This is a genomic window from Streptomyces sp. NPDC050263, assembly GCF_040655955.1.
Lineage (GTDB): Bacteria > Actinomycetota > Actinomycetes > Streptomycetales > Streptomycetaceae > Streptomyces.
In genome coordinates this window covers 1-18,636 of sequence record NZ_JBFAKW010000168.1, presented here as the reverse complement: position 1 = coordinate 18,636, position 18,636 = coordinate 1, and the positions used below count along the sequence as shown (strand labels likewise).

The following is an 18,636-nucleotide window of genomic DNA, read 5'->3' as shown; positions in this document are numbered from 1 at the left end:
CTCCCGCCCCTCCCGCGCGCCCCACGGCGGCAGCACCGACCGCGTGGAAACGTCCCAGCCGGAACAGACGCCGTCCAGCACCGAGCGGGCCGCTTAGCCGCACCCCGTCTCCGGAGAGAGCGAAACGTACGACATGAACGACCACGTCACCGACCCCGCGACCGACCCCGCGACCGAGGCCTTCGTCACCCACCGCAACCTGCTGTTCACCGTCGCCTACGAGATGCTCGGATCCGCGGCGGACGCCGAGGACGTCCTCCAGGAGACCTGGCTGCGCTGGGTCGAGGTCGACCTGGAGCAGGTGCGGGACCAGCGCGCCTACCTGGTGCGGATCACGACCCGGCAGGCACTCAACCGGCTACGCGCCCTCCAGCGGCGCAAGGAGGCCTACGTCGGCCCCTGGCTGCCCGAGCCGCTGCTCACCGCGCCGGACGTCGCCGAGGACGTCGAACTGTCCGAGAACCTGTCGCTGGCGCTCATGTTCGTCCTCGAAACCCTTTCCCCGATCGAACGCGCCGTCTTCGTACTGCGCGAGGTCTTCGACTTCGGCTACGACGAGATCGCGGCCGCCATCGACAAGAGTCCCTCCGCGGCACGCCAGATCGCCTACCGCGCCCGTCAGCACGTCGACGCCCGCCGACCGCGCACACCGGTCTCCCGCGAAGAGACCCGGGCCGCACTCGATTCGTTCCAGTCCGCCCTCGCGACCGGGGACCTCCAGGGACTGCTCGACGTCCTCGCCCCGGACGTCGTCTTCGTCAGCGACGGCGGCGGCTTCAAGCTGGCGGCCCTGCGGCCCGTCGTCGGCGCCGAGAAGGTGCTCCGCTACATGGCCGGCAGCGTCGAGAAGGCCGGCGGCGTCTTCACCAGTACGCCCACGATGGTCAACGGCAACCCCGGACTCATTCTGCGCGTGGACGGCGTGATCGACGGCGTACTGGCCTTCAGCGTGGACAACGACCTCGTCACCGGCCTCTACTACGTCCGCAACCCCGAAAAACTCACCCGCGTCGAGTCCGAGACCCCTCTCACCTCCCGCTGACCGCCCGCCTCACGACACCGCCGCGTCCTTGTACTGCCCCAGGTAGCGGAACCTGCCGTCGGCGACCTGGAACACGAACATCGCGTCGTGGTTGAAGCCGTACCCGGTCTCGAACTTGAGGGTGCGGCTGATGCCCGTGTACGTGACCTCGCGCAGTCTGCGGGCGATCGCGCCCCGCTCCCGCACCGCCGAGCCGTCCTTCGTGCAGACCGCCGTCAGGAACATCACGGCGTCGTAGGCCTCCGCCGCGTACCAGCCGGGGGCGGCGCCGAACCGGGTGCGGTACTCCGTGGTGAAGGCGCGGGTGGAGGGGGCGGCCGTCGGGTCGATGAAGGACGTGGCGAAGACCCAGCCGGTCGCGGCCGCGCCGGCGGAGGTGAGGAACCGGGGGTCGAAGGCTCGTTCCGTCGCCATCCGGGTCCCGGTGAAACCGGCCGACTTCAGGGCCGACGCCAGTTTGGCGGCCCGGGGCGCGTCGCCGGTGAAGACGACGGCGTCCGCGCCGGCGGACAGCACCTCGGCGGCCAGCGCCGCGTAGTCGATCCGTCCGGCGGAGACGCTCTTCAGCGTGGCGTCCCGGCCGCCCTGCTGGAGTCCCTGCCGGGTCTTGTCGCACAGGGTCCAGGCGGAGTCGCCCTGCGCCCGGTCGTCCACGAGGAAGGCGTTGCGGGCGTCGACGTGATCGCTGAGGTAGCGGAGGCAGGGCGCGGCGAGGAGGAAGTCCGTGACGCGCAGCAACGCATGCGAGGGGAACTGCATCTGGCCGGCCGTCGCGGGCGCTGTGTCGATGCCGACCGAGACGGACAGGACAGGCACCGTCGCCTTGGCGTAGGTGGGTGCGGCGGAGAGCAGGCACGCGTCGGTCGTCGGCCCCAGCACCGCCGAGACGGCCGTGTCCTTCGCCAGTCGCGTGGCCAGGGCGGAGGAACGTGTCGCGTCTCCGCCGTCGTCGTACGTGCGCAGCTTCAGGCGGAAGGGGTGGTCGCTCTTGGCGTTCACCTGCTCGACGGCCAGCCGGGCTCCGTCGAGCTGGGCGTTGCCGTAGTCCTTCCGGCTCCCGGTCAGATCGCCCTGGAAGGCGACGACCAGTTCGGGACGTGGACCTGCCTCGGACGACGACGGTGTCGTCCCCGGCTTCCGGCGGGTGCTCCACCACCAGGCGCCGCCGCCACCGGCCGCCAGCACACCGGCCGTCGAGCCGAGGAGGAGGCCGCGGCGGCCGACTCCCGGTGCGGCGGCCGGCGGAGTCGTCGTGACGGCCGTCAACGTCATGGCGTCCGGCGACACGGTTTCCGGCGACGCGGTTTCCGGTGAGGCCTCGGCCGCCGCCGGCGCGGGCACCTGCGTCGGCTCGATCGCGTCGATGGCCAGCACGGCGGCGGACCGTTCGCCGATCAGCCGGGTGACCCGCTCGGGCAGCCAGCCCGACTGCGCGGTGTCGTCCTGCGTACCCTCCCTGAGCGTTGCGCGCAGTTGCGCGAGCGTGGGGCGCTGCGCCGGGTCCTTGTGCAGACAGGATCGGAGGAGCGGGGCCAGGGCTTCCGGGATCGCGGTCGGGTCCGGATCCTCGTAGACCGTGCGCAGCAGCATGCCGGCCGCCGCGCCGCCGCCGAACGGCCGTACCCCCGTCGCGGCGAACGCCAGCACGCAGCCCAGCGAGAACACGTCACTGGGCGGGCCGATCTCCCCGCCGCGCGCCCGTGCCTGCTCGGGCGAGAGGAAGCCGGGCGAGCCGACGATCACTCCGCTGGAGGTGAGCGCGGTGGCGTCCGGGGCGCGGGCGATGCCGAAGTCGATGAGCCGGGGACCGTCCGGGGCCAGCAGGACGTTGCCCGGTTTCACATCGCGGTGGACCAGGCCGATGCCGTGCATCGCGTCCAGCGCATCGGCGAGGCGCAGGCCCAGCGTCCGGACGGCACGGAGCGACACCGGTCCGAACGTGTCCACCGTCTCGGAGAGCGAGGGTCCCGGGACGTACGCGGTCGCCAGCCATGGGGTCTCCGCTTCCGCGTCGGCGTCCAGCAGGGGGACCACCCAGGGGCTGTCCACCCGGCGGGCGACCTCGATCTCACGGCGGAAACGGGCCCGGAAGCCCGCCTCCTCGGCGTACGAGGCCCGGACCACCTTGACCGCCGCGATCGCTCCGCCCGGCGCGCGGGCCAGGAAGACGACCCCCATGCCGCCGACGCCCAGCCGCCGCAGCACACGGTAGCGGCCGAGGCGGGACGGGTCGCCGGTCCGCAGCGGTTCCATCAGCCGGTGAGCGGCGCGGGGCCGCCGTACACGAAGTCGCCCTGCTCCACCCGCCAGAGGTAGCCGCCGGTGCCGTCGATCACGATCCGCCCGGTGTTCTGGAAGGCGAACGGCTTGGTGATGCCCTCGTACTTCACCGCCCGCACGGCCGCCAACAACGCTTCCCTGGTGCGGCCCGTCGCCGGCAGCCCGGACAGCGACTTCAGCAGCATCGCGGTGACGTCATAGGCCTCCGCCGCGTACCGTGGCGGCGCCTCCTTCCAGCGCTCGCGGTACGCGGCCGCGAACGCCTTCGCCTCGGGTTTGACGGTCGCGTCGACGACCGGGGCCACCATCACCCAGCCCTCGGCCGCCTCCTGGGCCTCGGACAGGAACCGCCCGTCGAGCAGCGCCGGGCCGGACACGCGGGCGCCCTGGAAGCCGCGCTCCCGCAGGGTCCCGGCGATCAGCGCGCCCCGGTCGTACAGACCGGCGAAGAACACCGAGTCGGTGCCGGCGGCGAGCAGGCCGTCCACCGTGCTGCCGAAGTCGCGCCGCATCGCGCTGACCACCTCCGGTACGTACGGCTGCTGCGCGCCGACCAGGATGTTGCTGAGCGAACTTCCCATCTCTGTCCCGTAGTTGCCGGACGGACGGTCCAGGACGATGCCGACCTTGCGTGAACGTGCGGTGCCGGTCAGGTAGTTGCTGACGTAGACGGGGAGCACCGAGTCGGGCAGGCGTGCCTGCAGGAACGAACGGAAGCCCTGGAGGGCGAGGTTGATCCCGCCGGGGGACACGCCGACCACCGGCAGGAGTCCGGCGTCGTACTTCGCGAGGGCAGTCTGTGCCGTTGCGTCGGTCGTGGTGCCGACGACGGCGAGCACCGCCGGGTCGTCCGTGAGTTCCGTCGCGAGCCGGGCCGCCGTCGCCGGATCGCCCGCGTCGTCGACGGCCTTCACCTGCACGGTGAACGGGGCGTCGGCGCGCGCGTTGAACTCCGTGACCGCCAGGCGCAGTCCGCGCTCCTGGGCCCTGCCCGAATCCCGCTGCGGACCGGTGAGGTCACCGTGCAGCGCGATGGTGTGCACGGGGCGCCGCGGCGACGCGGAGGCGGCGGGCTCGCCGTCCGCGGAGTCGCCGTCCCGGGCGACCGCCCACCAGGCCGCGCCACCGCTGGCCGCGAGCGCCACGGCTCCGCCGGCGAGCAGCAGGAAACGCCGTCGGCCGGTCGGCGGAACGGCGTCCTCCGGTGCGGGTTCGGGTGCGGTCGCGGGGGTGGATGTCTGTGCCGACGACTGATCGGGTGGGGTGTCGCGCACGTCGGACTCGTCGGGCGCGGTGTCGTTCGGTTGCGGCGAGGCGCCGGCCGTGGATATCTCCGTGTGCTCGATGTCCGGCAGCGCGAGCGCGGCGGCCGAGCGCTCGGCGATCAGCCGGGTGACGGGCTCGGGCAGCCAGCCGGTCGCCTCCGCGGCTGCCGCCGCCAGCTCCTGGGCCAGTTCCGCTGCGGTCGGCCGTTCCGCCGGGTCCTTCTCCAGGCAGCGTTCCACCACTTCGAGCAGTCCCGGCGGCACTCCGTCGAGGTCCGCCGGGTCGTGCACGGCCCGGTACAGCAGGGCGTCGACCGCTCCGCTGCCGAAGGGCGCCCGTCCGGTGGCGGCGAACGCCAGGACGCAGCCGAGGGCGAAGACGTCGCTCGCGGGGCCGATGTCGTCGCCGCCGGGGCCGCCGGCCTGCTCGGGCGAGAGATAGCCGGGGGTGCCGACCACCATTCCGGTCGCGGTGAGGGCGGTGTCCTCCGGGGCCCGGGCGATGCCGAAGTCGATGAGCCGTGGCCCGTCGTGGGCGAGCAGCACGTTGCCCGGCTTCAGGTCCCGGTGGACCAGCCCGGCACGGTGCACCTCGCCCAGCGCCTCCGCCAGCCGGGCGCCGAGCAGTCGCAGCCCGTGCTCGGCCAGCGGCCCGTGCGCGGACACGGCCTCGCCCAGCGACGGGCCGGGCACGAACGCCGTTGCCAGCCACGGTGCTTCGGCGTCCGCGTCGGCGTCCACCAGCGGCACCGCCCAGGGGCTGTCGACCCGCCGGGCGACCTCGACCTCCCGGCGGAACCGCTCCTTGAAGCCCTGGTCCTCGGCGTACTCGGCGAGCAGGACCTTCAGCGCCACCAGGGCCCCGCCCGGCGTGCGCGCCAGGTACACCACACCCATGCCGCCGGCGCCGAGCCGTCCGAGGAGACGGTGGTCGGCGATACGGGCGGGATCGGACGAACGCAGCGGCTCCATCAGCTCTTTCCTCCGAGCTCGTACTGCACGCGGCTGAGCATCGCGGTGACACCGTTCGACATGTACTGGGTCAACTCGTCGACCGAGTAACCCGCGGCGCCCTTCACCGACACCGCCACGGTGACCGTGCCGAGCCGGAGGACGTCCCAGCGATACGTCTGCGCGCCGTCCGGGCTGAGGTAGGAACCCATTTCCAGGACCTGGTCGTCGGCGTAGCCGTTGCCGCCCTGGCCGTAGGGGGTACCGATCGACTGGAGTTTGGCGATCTGCTCGTCGGTGCGGACCTGCTGCACGGGGCAGCGCAGCGCCTCTTCCAGTGTGGTGGCCAACTGCTCGTCGGCGTCGAGGACCGTGGAGTGCACCGTGACCGCCGCGGTCACCTTGAGTTCTCCCTTGCCCTTGACGGCCGGCAGCACGCTGTAGAGAGACAGCGAGGCCAGGACGCCCTGGGGGAGAGCCTGGCGCTGCCACCGGCACTGTTCGTCGAGGACGGCGACGGTGCCGGGGGCGCTCTCGGCCGGCTGCTGGGCGCGGAAGCCCGCTCCCCAGCCCTCCGGCCGCAGTGCGACCGCCTTCGCCAGGGCCTCGGCCTGCGGCTTCGTCCGCGGCACCGCGGCAGGGTCCGCCTCGAACGGCGTCAGCGACGTCGAACCACTACCGGTGGACGAGGAAGCCGAGGCCGAGGCGGCGGGGGAGCCGGAACCGGACGACGGCCCGGACGCCGATGCCGATGCCGACGGGCTCGGCTCGTCCGCTTTCTCGCCCCCGGTGCCGCAGCCGCCGAGCAGCACGGTGACCGTGGCCGCCGACGCCACCACCCTCAACGGCCGAGCCGGCCAAACCGGTCTGCGTCTGTCCGAGTTGTCGTCCATCCCCGCCCCTCCGTCTCGGCGTCCCCGCCTCGCGTGCGGTGATCGTACAGAGGTACGTGAAAACGGGGTGAACGGTTCCATGAATACGCGCGGTGACCGAAGCCGGACATCGAGGGGACGGCCGGCGCGGCCGGGGGCCGCACCGACGAGGTCTTCAACTCCCCGCGCCGGTGGGCTCCGTCGAGCCGACCCACTCGTCCGGGACGCTCAACAGGCGTCCTCGGTCAGCGAACTCGGCAGGAACCGATCACCGGACCGATCACCGGACCGATCACCGGACCGACCGCCGGACCGGTCACCGGAGATCATGCGGGCCGGTCGTCCGAGTTCCCCAACGACCGCTCCGCCACCCGCGCCAGATGCCCCGCGAACACGGCCTCCGGGTCCGGCGTCAGGGTCCGCAGGGCCACCAGCGCCGTGATGACCACATCGCACAGCTCGGACTGGACGTCGTCCCAGGTGTGGCTGACGCCCTTGCGGGGGTTCTGGCCGGTCGCGCCGATGACCGCCTGGGCGACCTCGCCGACCTCCTCCGACAGCTTCAACACCCGCAACAGCAGCCCCTCGCGCCCGGCATGCGCCCGATGGGCGTCCAGCCAGGCCCACAGGGCGTCGACGGTCGCCCAGAGACCGGCGGGGTCGGCCGGGGAGGGCGTCGCGGCGGGCGTCGCGGGGTGTGTGGCGGGCGCGGCGGGGTGTGTGGCGGGGTGGGTGGGTCGCGGCGGCAGGGGCTCAGCGCTCATGCACGCAGCCTGCCAGGTCACGTCCGGCCCTCGGGGGCGACCGGTCCGACGGGGGCGGCTAGGGGGCTTCTGATGGATCTCCGCGGCGTCGCGACGCCCGGCACGCACTCTCGCCCGGCACACCGAGAGCACGCACCGAACGCCGCTCCTTCTCCCACGGAGATCCATCAGAAGCCCCCTAGTCGAACAGCACCTCCTGCTCCCCCTCCTCCCGCCTGCGCAGCCGCTGGGCGCGCATCCCCACGACCACCGCCGTGACCGCCGCCGTCACGCCGAGCGCCGCCGGGACCATCCAGCCCCGGTCGACCCGGTGGCCGAGGGCGTGGTCGAGGGAGAGCCGGCCGGGTCCGGCGATCGCGAGGCCCGCGGCGGCCAGGCCCAGGGAGGCCGCGTGCTCGTAGCCGCCGCTCGCCGCGAAGAACCCGTTGGGGGCGTGCACCGAGGACGCGCCGGCCATCGCGCCGGCCGCCGCCGCGCCCGCCGCCGGAGTCGCCAGGCCCAGCGCCAGCAGCGTGCCGCCGCCGGCCTCCGCCAGCCCCGACGCCGTCGCGCTGGCCTTGCCGGGCTCGTAGCCGATCGACTCCATGTACTGGCCGGTGCCCTCCAGACCGTGCCCGCCGAACCAGCCGAACAGCTTCTGCGTGCCGTGCGCCGCCAGCACTCCGCCGGTGCCCAGTCGGAGCAGCAGCAGTCCGACGTCACGTCGGTCGAAACAGGTCACGGTGACTCCCTGAGCAGAGACGGCGGAAACACGGCAACACACCCCCACGGGTCTCCACCGTCGCACCGCCCACACCCGACCGGCCCGTCCTGGACGCCGTTCGGGTGGCGGGGCCCGGGTGGCGGTGTGAGTCTGGCTGGCATGACGATTCAGACCGCCAAACTCAGCGATCCGGCCGTCCGCGCCTTCGTCACCGCCGTCAACGCCCATGACCGCGAGGCCTTCCTGGCGCTCCTCGCGCCCGGCGCGACCATGGCGGACGACGGCTCCGACCGCGACCTCGACGAGTGGATCGACCGGGAGATCTTCTCCTCCCACGGCCATATGGACGTCGACAACGAGTCCCGGGGCGGGCGCGCCCTGGTCGCCCGGTACAGCAACGACACCTGGGGCGAGATGCGCACCAGGTGGCGCTTCACGGTCGAGGACGACGGCCGCATCTCCCGCTTCGAGACCGGCCAGGCGTAGCGACGGCGAAGGGGCCGCGCACCGCCGGGCAGGCGGTGCGCGGCCCCTTCAGAGGGCCTCGGCTCACCGGGAGGAGCGGGCGACCGCCTGTTCCGTCAGCGTGATCCGGCCGGCCTTGATGGTGGCCAGGCGCGGGGAGCGGCGGGCGATCGACGAGTCGTGGGTGACCATGATGAACGTCAGCCCGTACTCGTGCCACAGGCCTTCCAGCAGGGCCATGATCTCGTCGCGCATGCTCTCGTCGAGGTTGCCGGTGGGCTCGTCGGCGAGCAGCACCTTCGGCTTCTTGACCAGCGCGCGGGCGATCGCGACGCGCTGCTGCTGGCCGCCGGACAGCTCGGACGGCGCATGCTTCAGACGCTCGCCGAGACCGACGGAGCGCAGGGCCTCCGCCGCCCGCTCGCGCCGCTCCGCCGCCTTCACGCCGAGCGGGACGAGCGCCGTCTCGACGTTCTCCTGCGCGGTCAGCGTCGGGATGAGGTTGAACGACTGGAAGATGATGCCGATCTTTTCGGCGCGCAGCCGGGTCAGCTTGGCCTCGCTGATGCGCGCGAGGTCGACGCCGTCCAGTTCGACGCTGCCCTCGGTGGGCCGGTCGAGGCCGCCGATCATCTGGAGCAGCGTCGACTTGCCGCCGCCGGTGGGGCCCTGGATGACGAGCTGGTCGCCGTCCGCGATCGTGAGGTCGACGCCGCGCAGCGCCTCGACCGTCTCCTTGCCCCGCGAATAGCGCTTGGTGACGCCGGTGAGGTTGTACATGGATGCTCCGGGGTTTGTCGTCAGGCGTGAGGTGGGGTGGGGGCCGGTCAGGAGACGCTGCGCAGGGCGTCCGCAGGGCGCATCCGGGAGGCGCGCCAGCCGCCCATCGCGCCGGCGATCAGGCCGCCGGCGACCGCCAGGCCCACCGCGAGCGCGATCGTGGTGACGGACACGGGGGCCGACAGGGCGATCTCCATCGTGTTGGACGCGGACTGCCCGCCCGGGCCGCCGCCACCGCCGGGGCCGCCGCCCATGCCTGCGCCGCCACCGCCGCCGGTGCTGCCGAGCTCCGCCGTCAGCTTCGGGCTGATCGCGGTGACCGCGTACGCGGCCGCCAGGCCCAGGCCGATGCCGAGGGCGCCGCCGAGCAGACCGTTGACCATGGACTCGCCGACGACCTGCCGGGTGACCCGGCGGCTCGGCCAGCCGAGCGCCTTCAGGGTGCCGAACTCACGCACCCGGCGGGACACGGCCGAGGAGGTGAGCAGCGCGGCCACCAGGAACGCGGCGGCGAGAACGGCGATCGAGAGCCACTTGCCGACGCTGGTCGCCAGGTTGGAGGCGGTGGAGAGGGAGCCGGAGACCGTCTCGGCCAGGTCGGCGGAGGTGGTGACCGTCGTGCCGGAGATGTTCTTCGTGATCGTCGCCTTGACGGTGTCGATCTGCTTGGAGTCGGTGGCCTTGACGTAGATCGTGGTGACCTGGTCCGCGGCGTCGGCGAGGGTCTGCGCCTGCTTCAGCGGCAGATAGACGTCCGTGGTGGAGTCGCTGCTGTCGGGCGTCGCGATGCCGATGATCTTGTAGCTGGTGCTGGAGATCTTCAGCGTCGAACCGACCTTGTACGAGTTCTCCTTGGCGTAGGACGCGCTGACGACCGCGACCTCGGCGTTCGTCTGCGCCGCCGTGAAGGTCACCCCCGAGGTGATCTTCGAGGTCGCGAGCGGGCCGAGGTCCTGGTTGGTGACGTCGACGCCGGCCACGGAGTACGAGTTGACGTCGAACGACGCGCCGCCGCCCTGCACCTGGGGCGCTGCGGTGGAGCCGCCGCCGTTGCCGCCGCCGCCCGGGCCGCCGCCCTGACCGCTGTTGCCGCTGCTGCCGGTCGTGCTCTCCGCCTTGCCCTGGGTGAAGGACCCGTCGACCTTCGTGACGTTCAGGGTGAGCGCGCCGACCGCCGCCGACACGCCCTTCTGGCCGGCGACCTTCGTCACCAGCGTGGACGCCAGGGCCTGACCTCCCTGCGTCATCACACGGTCGGAGCTCTGCTCCGCGTCCTCGTCGTCCTCGCCCTTCGCGTCGAACTCGAATCTGCCGCCGCCCGGCGAGGCGTTGTCCGTCGGCGCGGTGCGGGCCTTGGTGACGGTCATGTCGGTGCCGAGGCCGTACAGCGACTGCAGAACCTTGTCCTGAGCCTGTGTCATACCGGCCGACACCGAGTTCACGGTGATGACCAGAGCGATTCCGAGCGCCAGACCCAGTGCGATGACCAGGGCCGCCTTCTTGCGCCGGCCCAGCTCGCGCTTGAGATAGATGCCAAACATCCCGTTCCTCGAAGGTTCTTGGCGCCCGCTGTGGGCGCTGCCACAAACTAGGGAGGAACCTTTGAGTCGCCCTGAGTAAAGGATGTGTAAGGACTGAGAATGCGAAGTGCCGGATCAAAATTCCCTGAGACAGCTGATTCCTAGGCTGTGGAGGGGGTTTTCCCAGGTGGCAGGGGTTGAGTGGCCGGTTCGGCAGTAATTTCGGCAGCGATTTCCCGTTTCGCTGAATTCCCTTGTACGGTCCCGCAGTGCACGCATTCTCGCGCCCCTCCTCGCGACCGACCCGGCGCTCCCTGCTGGCCTTCGCGGCCACCGCGCCGCACTGGCCGCGGGCGGGGCGTACGCGCTGCGCAGGCGTCGTATCCGTGCGGCGCGGACCGAGGAGAGCGCCGTCGAGTGATGGTGCGGCAGCCGTCCCGCGACGCCGGTGCTTTCCTCGCGGTCCCTTGCGAGGTCCACCCCCACCCGTGTCGCGGGACGGCTGCCCTTCCCCCCTCGGTATGGCCTGTGGCCGTCCGTCGGCCGTCCGCCGACGGTTCCTTGCGGAACTGTCGTGCCTCAAGTGTGAAGTTCTCGTGTAGAAGAGTTGAGCATAAGTCCGCTACCGGCGGCAATGGTGCGGACGTCGAAACTCCGCTTGTGCAAGTTGTGGAGGCGGCGGTCTCAGCCGCGCCCCACGTACGGCATCGCCGTCGCCAGCACCGTCGCGAACTGGATGTTCGCCTCCAGCGGCAGCTCCGCCATGTGCCGCACCGTGCGCGCCACATCGGCGACGTCCATCACCGGCTCGGGCGCGATCTCGCCGCTGGCCTGCAACGCGCCGGTCTGCATCCGTGCCGTCATGTCGGTCGCCGCGTTGCCGATGTCGATCTGCCCGACGGCGATGCCGTACGCCCGCCCGTCCAGCGAGAGGGACTTGGTCAGTCCGGTGAGGGCGTGCTTGGTCGCCGTGTAGGGCGCCGAGAGCGGCCGGGGCGTGTGCGCGGAGACGGAGCCGTTGTTGATGATGCGTCCGCCGCGCGGATCCTGCTCCTTCATCTGCCGGTACGCCCCCTGTGCGCACAGGAACGCCCCGTTGAGGTTGGTGTCCACCACGTGCCGCCAGGCGTCGTAGGGGAGTTCCTCGAACGGCACGCCGCCCGGGCCGAACGTGCCCGCGTTGTTGAACAGCAGGTCCAGCCGTCCGAACCGCTCGCGCACGGCGTCGAAGAGGGCCGTCACCTCCTCCGGGCGTGAGACGTCCGTCCGTACGGCGAGACTCGGGGCGTCGGGCGCCAGCGCGGCCGTCCCCTCCAGGGGCTCGGCGCGTCGCCCGGCCAGCGCCACCGACCAGCCCGCGCGCAGCAGTTCGACGGCGACCGCGCGCCCGACGCCGGAACCGGCGCCCGTGACGACCGCGATCTTCGTTGGTCCGGCGGTGAGGTTCGCATCCATGGCCCCGCAGCGTACGTGAGCCCCGCCCTGGCATCCGGCATGCGGAACTCGCGCGTCCGACATCCGACTGCTGCCGACGCCCATGCGGGCGAAGGCACTTGAGGAGACCCTGCGTGCGGGCGACGAGGCGGCGAAAACCGGCCGTCGCAGGCCGTGTTCGCGTGCAGGTCCTGCGGCTTCGTCGAGCTCGCGGACCTGAACTCCGCCCACAACACGGGACTGCTGTAGTTGACGACCGTCTCCTACGTCACCACCCAGGGTGTCCCCCTCACCACCGCCGCGTCCTTCGTCACCGAGATCGGCGACCAGGGCCTCAAGCCCGCGTGACGCACCCGACCTGGCCGACCGGCGGCCAGGCGTCGCCCCAGTCCGCGTCCCGGGCCGCCTTGTACAGGTCCCCGTGCTTCTTCGTCACCGTCGTCCGGCTCAGCCGCTCCTCGATCTCGCACAGGTCGAGGAGCACCTGACCCTTGCGGATCTGCGGCCGCCGGACCACCCGGGAGGGAGCAGGGGAGACCGGGAAGCGGGCGGCCGCGACATAGCTGAACTTCTCGTCCTCGTAGGGCAGCGAACCGCCCTTGACCTGCCGGTGCAGGGAGGAGCGGCTGACCCGCGCCGAGAAGTGGCACCAGTCCGAGCCCGGCACGATCGGGCAGCCCGCGCTGTGCGGACAGGGCGCGGCGATCCGGAAACCGGCGGCGATCAGCCGGTCCCGGGCCTCGATGACCCGCGCGTAGCCGTCCGGAGTGCCCGGTTCGACGATCACCACGGCCTGCGCGGCCGACGCGGCGGCGTCCACCAGGGCGGCCCGGTCGGCGGCGGCCAGCTCGTTGAGGACGTAGGAGACGGTCACCAGGTCGGTGGCCTCCAGCGCGAGCGACGAGCCGATGCGGGCGCGCTGCCAGCGGGCGTCGCGCAGCTCCGGATGCGCGGCGGCGACCTCGCGGCCGAGCGCGAGGGCGGGCTCCGCCCAGTCCAGCACCGTCACCGGACGCGTCCCGCCCCAGACGGCGTTCACCGCCCAGGTCGCCGCGCCGGTGCCGCCGCCGACGTCCGCCTGCGCGCCCGGCGTCCACTCGGGCGCCGCGTCCGCGAACGCCTCCAGCGCGGAGCGCACCGCCTCGAACGTCGCCGGCATCCGGTACGCGGCGTACGCGGCCACGTCCGCGCGGTCGCGCAGGATCGGCGCGTCGGTCGGGGTGGCCCCCCGGTAATTGGCGATCAGCCGCTCGACGGCCTGCGCGGCCTGCTTGGGCGGCAGCCCGTCGAGCAGCTCCGTCAGGGAGCCACGGAGAACCTCGGAAACGGATACGGAGACGTTCACCCCCCGAGTTTCTCAGGCCGCCCGGGTTTCTCGGGCCGCAGGGAGTGCGCTCACCGCACCGCCAGCGACATCCGCGTCCCCGCCAGCGCCCGGGGCGAGCTGTCCGGCGGTCTGCGCACCGGGTGGACCGTGTTCGCGAGCAGCACGACGAACGTGTCCGTCGCCGGGTCCAGGACCAGGGACGTCCCCGTGAACCCCGTGTGCCCCGCCGCGCCCTCGCCCGCCAGCTCGCCCATGAACCACGGCTGGTCCACCGTGAAGCCCAGCCCCGGCGGGGTCAGCAGCAGTTCCACGAAGTCCGGGCCGAGGATGCGGGCGGGACCGTAGGAACCGCCCGCCAGCAGGGTCCGGCAGAACACGGCCAGGTCCCGGCCGGTCGAGAACAGGCCCGCGTGACCGGCCACCCCGCCCAGCGCCCAGGCGTTCTCGTCGTGCACCACGCCCCGCAGCATCCCCCGGTCGGTCTTGGCCCACGGCCGCCGCTGGTCCTCGGTGGCCGCCGCGCCGGGGCAGGGCCCGAAGTCGGTCGAGGTCATCCCCAGCGGCCGGGTGATCCCCTCGTGCACGAGGACGTCGAGCGTGCGCGCGGTCAGCCGCTCCAGAAGCCGCTGGAGCAGCAGCATGTTCAGGTCGGAGTACATGTACGAGCCCGCCTCGCCGACCGGCGCCTCCGCGCGCAGCAGCCGCATCCGCTCCGCGTCGTCCGCGCAGTCGTACAGCGGCAGCTCGGGACGCAGCCCGGAGGTGTGGGTGAGGAGCTGGCGGACCGTGATGTCGTGCGCGGCCGCCGCCCGGAAGTCGGGCAGATAGGCGCCGACCCGGGCGTCGATGCCGAGGGTGCCGCGTTCGATCTGCTGCACCGCCGCGACCGACGTGAACAGCTTGGTGAGCGACGCCAGGTCGAAGGGGGTGTCGACGGTCATCGGGACCCGCCGCTCAGGCGGCAGCTCCACGCCCGCGTCGGCCGCCGGATCGTACGCCGAATACCGCACCGCCCAGCCCGCCGCCTCCAGCACGGCGATCACCGCGCCGCGCCCGGCGACCACGACGGCGCCCGACGCCCAGGGTCGGTCGCCGACGGTGAGGTCCACGACGTCACGTACGAGGAGCCGTGTCTCCTCGGGGTCGAGCCCGGCTCGTTCCGGTGTGTCGACGCGCAGTCTCGGTGCGCTCAGCTCTCCGCTCCCTCCGTCCCCGAATTCGTCCAGGGACGGCACATAACCACGAAGCAGGCCATAGCCACCAGTACGGCGGTCAGCTGGACGACCGCCATCGGGACGGCCGTGTGCTCGCCGGCGATCCCGACGAGCGGCGAGGCGATCGCGCCGATGAGGAACGAGGACGTGCCGAGGAGCGCGGAGGCGGAGCCGGCCGAGTGCCGCACCCGCATCAGCGCGAGGGTCTGGGCGTTGGGCAGGGTGACGCCCATCGCGGACATCAGCACGAACAGCGCGCCGGCCACCGGGGCCAGCCCGACCTCCCCGAACACGCCCGTCGTCATCAGCAGCAGGGCGGTCGCGGCCAGCACGACCACCGTCAGCCCGACGGCCAGCACCCTGTCCAGCCGGACCCGTCCCACCAGCACCTTGCCGTTGATCTGGCCGACCACCACCAGCCCGATCGAGTTCACCCCGAACAGCAGACCGAACGTCTGCGGGGAGGCGCCGTAGATCTCCTGCACCACGAACGGCGAGGCGGAGATGTACGCGAACAGGGCGGCGAAGGTGAAGCCGCCCGTCAGCATGTAGCCGGTGAAGCGCAGGTCGGCCAGGAGCCGGCGCATCGAGCGCAGGGCCTCGCCGACCCCGCCCGAGTGCCGCTGCGCGGCGGGCAGCGTCTCCGGGAGCCTGGTCCACACGAGCCCGGCCAGCAGCAGCCCCACCACGGTCAGCAGGACGAAGACGCCCCGCCAGTCCGTCGCCCGCAGGATCTGCGCGCCGATCAGCGGCGCCACGACCGGGGCGACCCCGGAGATCAGCATCAGGGTGGAGAAGAAGCGGGCCATCGCCACGCCGTCGTACAGATCGCGCACGACCGCCCGGGCGATCACGATCGCCCCCGCGCCCGCGAGCCCCTGCAGCAGCCGGAACGCGACCAGCAGCTCGATCGTCGGCGCCAGCGCGCACAGCGCGGTCGCCACGACGTAGACGGCGAGCCCGGCGAGCAGCGGACGCCGCCGCCCCCACCGGTCGCTCATCGGCCCGACCACGATCTGCCCCAGCGCCATCCCGGCCAGACAGGCGGTCAGCGTGAGCTGCACGGTCGCGGCGGGCGCGTGCAGGGAGCGCGTGACTTCCGGCAGCGCCGGCAGATACATGTCCATCGACAGCGGGGGAGTGGCGGTCAGCCCGCCGAGGACGAGCGTGACGAGGAGCCCGGCCCGGCGCCGGTCGCGCAGCGGAGCCGCGACGGCCGTCTCCGACACCCTGGGTCCGAGCCCACCCTTCGGCAACATGCCGCCCCTCCCTCTCCGACACGTCCGCCACCTATGCTCTCAGCTCGAGCACACTGCTGGGACGTATGCGAGGGCGGAGCGGGGTATGACGACGGACACGGTGCGATGGGGGATCCTGGCGACCGGCGGGATCGCCGGAGCGTTCACGGCGGACCTGATCGACCTGCCCGACGCGGAGGTCGTCGCGGTCGCCTCGCGCACCGACGCCTCCGCGAAGGCGTTCGCCGAACGGTTCGGCATATCCCGGGCCTACGGCGACTGGGCCGCCCTCGCGGCCGACGAGGACATCGACGTCGTCTACGTCGCCACCCCGCACGCCGCCCACCGCGAGGCCGCCGGACTGTGCCTGGAGGCCGGGCGCAACGTCCTGTGCGAGAAGGCGTTCACGCTGAACGCGCGCGAGGCCGAGGAACTCGTCGCGCTGGCCCGCGACAACGGGCGCTTCCTGATGGAGGCCATGTGGATGTACTGCAGCCCGGTCATCCGCCGCCTCAAGGCCCTCGTCGACGACGGCGCGATCGGCGACGTCCGCACCGTGCAGGCCGACTTCGGCCTCGAAGGCCCCTTCCCGCCCTCGCACCGGCTGCGCGACCCCGCCCAGGGCGGCGGCGCCCTCCTCGACCTCGGCGTCTACCCGGTCTCCTTCGCCCAGCTCCTGCTCGGCGAACCGTCGGGCATCGCCGCCCGGGCCGTCCTGTCCGCCGAGGGCGTCGACCTCCAGACCGCGCTGGCCCTGTCCTGGGACTCCGGCGCGCTCGCCGCCCTGCACTGCTCCGTCAGCGGCGGCACGGGCACCACCGCCTCCGTCACCGGCTCGCGCGGCCGCATCGACATCCCGTCCGGCTTCTTCCACCCCGACCGCTTCGTCCTGCACCGGGCCGGCCGCGACCCCGAGGAGTTCGCCGCCGACCCGGCCGACGGCCCCCGCAACACCTTCCGCCACGAGGCCCGCGAGGTCATGCGCGCGCTGCGGGCCGGCGAGACGGAGTCCCCGATGATCCCCCTCGACGGCAGCCTGGCGGTCATGCGGACGCTGGACGCCGTGCGGGAGCGGATCGGAGTCCGCTACCCGGGCGAGAACGCGTAACCGCGCCCACGCTCCTTCGCCCCCCGTCGGCGAGACGTCCCGTCTCACCCTCGTGGTGCCGTTGGTACCGTCGACCCATGGTCACCCAGTCCGGAAAACCGGCCCCCGACACCACCCGACGCAGCGAGCGGTCGCGGCGCGCCATCTACGAAGCGGCGCTCGCCCTCGTGGCGGAGGCCGGCTACCGGAGGACCACCATCGAGGGCATCGCCGCCCGCGCCGGGGTCGGCAAGCAGACCATCTACCGGTGGTGGGGATCGAAGGCCGACGTCCTCCTCGAAGCCTTCCTCGACCTCAGCGAACAGGCGGCCCGGGACGCCGGCGAGACGGACCGGGAGCCGTACGTCATCCCCGACACCGGCGACCTCGCCACCGACATCAAGGCCGTCCTGCGGGCCACCGTCGACCAGCTGACCGACCCCAGATTCGAGGCGCCCTCCCGCGCCCTGGCGGCCGAGGGCGTCGTCGACGAACAGGTCGGCCGCCACTTCACGGCCAAGCTCATGGAACCGTCCATCCAGCTCTACGTGGACCGGCTGCGCGCCGCCCAGGAGGCCGGCCAGGTCCGCGCCGACCTCGACCCGCGCATCGCCCTCGAATTCTTCATCTCCCCGCTGGCCCAACGCTGGCTCCAGTACACGGGCCCGATCACCTACGAGTACACGGACACCCTGGTCGACTACGCCCTGCACGGCCTGGCCCCCAGATGACCGGCGGGCGTGCCACATGGGCCTCATGGGCCCCTCTGGCCCCACCCGTCCCACCTGCCCCGATTCAGGGCTACGGCCCCCCGATGCGCAGGATGGTGGGACCATGAGGCATGCTGTCCGCACCACAGCGAGGCGAGGGGACAGATGAGCGCGGAGTTCGGCGGCCGGACCGGCCTGTGGGGCAGACTCTCGGACTGGCTGCGCGCGAGCGGCCCGACGGAGGCCGCCGACGACGGCGGCCGTGAGGCCCTGCTGCTGGCCGCCGCCGGAGCGGGATTCCCGCTCTCGCCCGCCGCCCACCCGGCCCCCGGCTACCGCTGCTCCTGCGACCGGGTCGGCTGTCCGACCCCCGCCCGGCACCCGGTGTCCTTCGCCTGGCAGACGCAGTCCACGACCGACCGCGCCCAGATCGAGCGCTGGGCCCGGCACCAGCCGCAGGCCAACTTCATCACCGCCACCGGCATGACGCACGACGTCCTCGACGTGCCCCTGGAAGCGGGCCGGTCAGCTCTCGAGCGGCTGGTCGACGCCGGCATCGAGGTCGGCCCGGTGGCCGAGAGCGACGACGGCCGCCTGCTCTTCTTCACCCTCACCCGCGGCACCCCCGAGGACGAGGACGAGTGGTGGCCCTGCGAGCTGGACTGCCACCCCGAGACCATGGACGAACACCCAGGCCTGCGCTGGCACTGCCGAGGCTCCTACGTCCTGGTCCCCCCGGCCAGCCTCCCGGGCGACGACGGCCGGGCGGTCCGCTGGCTGAGGGGGCCCGAACACGCTCTCCCGGACCCCCTGACCCTCCTGGAGACCCTGACGGACGCATGCGCCCGGCACGGAGCCCAACAGGACCACGCGACCTCGGGATGGCAACGCTTCTAGTGCCGCGGCAGGCAACGTTCGCCCGTCAAGGAGCGGCGTCCGGTGCGTGCTCTCGGTGTGCCGGCCGGAAGTCCTCGTACTGGACGT

Annotated in this window: 16 protein-coding genes and 1 pseudogene; 6 read left to right on the top strand and 11 right to left on the bottom strand. The window is 72.7% G+C overall.

Features of this window, described 5'->3' with window-relative positions; genetic code table 11:
- Nucleotides 1-133 precede the first annotated feature (133 nt).
- On the top strand, nt 134-1,042 hold the full coding sequence (locus AB0J04_RS41510) for an RNA polymerase sigma-70 factor (protein WP_363173881.1): 909 nt from the start codon (nt 134-136) through the stop codon (nt 1,040-1,042).
- Between the two features lie 9 nt (nt 1,043-1,051).
- Here AB0J04_RS41510 and AB0J04_RS41505 read toward each other — a convergent pair whose 3' ends face one another.
- The 5 genes from AB0J04_RS41505 to AB0J04_RS41485 form a co-directional block, all read right to left on the bottom strand.
- On the bottom strand, nt 1,052-3,295 hold the full coding sequence (locus AB0J04_RS41505; RefSeq protein WP_363173880.1) for a bifunctional serine/threonine-protein kinase/ABC transporter substrate-binding protein: 2,244 nt from the start codon (nt 3,293-3,295) through the stop codon (nt 1,052-1,054).
- Nucleotides 3,295-5,559 carry a bifunctional serine/threonine-protein kinase/ABC transporter substrate-binding protein gene (locus tag AB0J04_RS41500; RefSeq protein WP_363173879.1) on the bottom strand — a complete coding sequence of 755 codons (2,265 nt, stop codon included), beginning with the start codon at nt 5,557-5,559 and terminating at the stop codon, nt 3,295-3,297. The genes AB0J04_RS41505 and AB0J04_RS41500 overlap by 1 nt, the downstream gene beginning before the upstream one ends.
- Nucleotides 5,559-6,431, bottom strand: coding sequence for a hypothetical protein (locus tag AB0J04_RS41495; RefSeq protein WP_363173878.1), 873 nt, complete (start codon nt 6,429-6,431; stop codon nt 5,559-5,561). The genes AB0J04_RS41500 and AB0J04_RS41495 overlap by 1 nt, the downstream gene beginning before the upstream one ends.
- A 305-nt stretch (nt 6,432-6,736) precedes the next feature.
- Nucleotides 6,737-7,174, bottom strand: coding sequence for a MazG-like family protein (locus AB0J04_RS41490; protein WP_363173877.1), 438 nt, complete (start codon nt 7,172-7,174; stop codon nt 6,737-6,739).
- Nucleotides 7,175-7,352: 178 nt separating this feature from the next.
- Complete coding sequence (locus AB0J04_RS41485) at nt 7,353-7,895, bottom strand: DoxX family membrane protein (protein WP_363173876.1); 543 nt, start codon at nt 7,893-7,895, stop codon at nt 7,353-7,355.
- Between the two features lie 141 nt (nt 7,896-8,036).
- Between AB0J04_RS41485 and AB0J04_RS41480 the strand changes: the two genes are divergently transcribed.
- Nucleotides 8,037-8,363 carry a nuclear transport factor 2 family protein gene (locus AB0J04_RS41480; protein WP_363173875.1) on the top strand — a complete coding sequence of 109 codons (327 nt, stop codon included), beginning with the start codon at nt 8,037-8,039 and terminating at the stop codon, nt 8,361-8,363.
- A 63-nt stretch (nt 8,364-8,426) separates the two neighbouring features.
- On the opposite strand, the gene AB0J04_RS41475 is transcribed toward AB0J04_RS41480, so the two are convergent.
- From AB0J04_RS41475 to AB0J04_RS41465, 3 genes are all read right to left on the bottom strand, one after another.
- The gene (locus AB0J04_RS41475; protein WP_363173874.1) at nt 8,427-9,122 is read right to left on the bottom strand and encodes an ABC transporter ATP-binding protein; all 696 of its coding nucleotides are present in this window, start codon (nt 9,120-9,122) and stop codon (nt 8,427-8,429) included.
- Nucleotides 9,123-9,169: 47 nt separating this feature from the next.
- Complete coding sequence (locus AB0J04_RS41470; protein ID WP_363173873.1) at nt 9,170-10,663, bottom strand: ABC transporter permease; 1,494 nt, start codon at nt 10,661-10,663, stop codon at nt 9,170-9,172.
- 663 nt (nt 10,664-11,326) lie between these two features.
- Nucleotides 11,327-12,097 carry an SDR family oxidoreductase gene (locus tag AB0J04_RS41465; protein ID WP_363173872.1) on the bottom strand — a complete coding sequence of 257 codons (771 nt, stop codon included), beginning with the start codon at nt 12,095-12,097 and terminating at the stop codon, nt 11,327-11,329.
- A 120-nt stretch (nt 12,098-12,217) separates the two neighbouring features.
- On the opposite strand from AB0J04_RS41465, the pseudogene AB0J04_RS41460 reads away from it, so the two are divergent.
- Nucleotides 12,218-12,325 (top strand): annotated as a pseudogene (locus AB0J04_RS41460) (hypothetical protein); the annotation flags it as partial.
- An 85-nt stretch (nt 12,326-12,410) separates the two neighbouring features.
- Here AB0J04_RS41460 and AB0J04_RS41455 read toward each other — a convergent pair.
- Genes AB0J04_RS41455 through AB0J04_RS41445 form a run of 3 tightly spaced genes read right to left on the bottom strand, consistent with a single transcriptional unit; the run spans nt 12,411 to nt 15,876 of the window.
- Complete coding sequence (locus tag AB0J04_RS41455) at nt 12,411-13,421, bottom strand: small ribosomal subunit Rsm22 family protein (protein ID WP_363173871.1); 1,011 nt, start codon at nt 13,419-13,421, stop codon at nt 12,411-12,413.
- A 50-nt stretch (nt 13,422-13,471) separates the two neighbouring features.
- Nucleotides 13,472-14,638 (bottom strand): serine hydrolase domain-containing protein, encoded by a 1,167-nt coding sequence (locus tag AB0J04_RS41450; protein ID WP_363173870.1) that lies wholly within the window; start codon nt 14,636-14,638, stop codon nt 13,472-13,474.
- Nucleotides 14,593-15,876 (bottom strand): multidrug effflux MFS transporter, encoded by a 1,284-nt coding sequence (locus AB0J04_RS41445; protein ID WP_363173869.1) that lies wholly within the window; start codon nt 15,874-15,876, stop codon nt 14,593-14,595. Before AB0J04_RS41445 ends, AB0J04_RS41450 begins: the two co-directional genes overlap by 46 nt.
- Before the next feature lie 85 nt (nt 15,877-15,961).
- Here AB0J04_RS41445 and AB0J04_RS41440 point away from each other — a divergent pair, with 85 nt between their 5' ends.
- The 3 genes from AB0J04_RS41440 to AB0J04_RS41430 all read left to right on the top strand — a co-directional run bounded on the left by AB0J04_RS41440 (nt 15,962) and on the right by AB0J04_RS41430 (nt 18,549).
- Complete coding sequence (locus tag AB0J04_RS41440; RefSeq protein ID WP_363173868.1) at nt 15,962-16,963, top strand: Gfo/Idh/MocA family oxidoreductase; 1,002 nt, start codon at nt 15,962-15,964, stop codon at nt 16,961-16,963.
- 77 nt (nt 16,964-17,040) lie between these two features.
- Nucleotides 17,041-17,673: a TetR/AcrR family transcriptional regulator gene (locus AB0J04_RS41435; protein WP_363173867.1), complete on the top strand. Its 633-nt coding sequence runs from the start codon at nt 17,041-17,043 to the stop codon at nt 17,671-17,673.
- Between the two features lie 144 nt (nt 17,674-17,817).
- Entirely contained in the window at nt 17,818-18,549 is a 732-nt protein-coding gene (locus AB0J04_RS41430) for a bifunctional DNA primase/polymerase (protein WP_363173866.1), read from the top strand.
- The last annotated feature ends 87 nt before the right edge of the window (nt 18,550-18,636 follow it).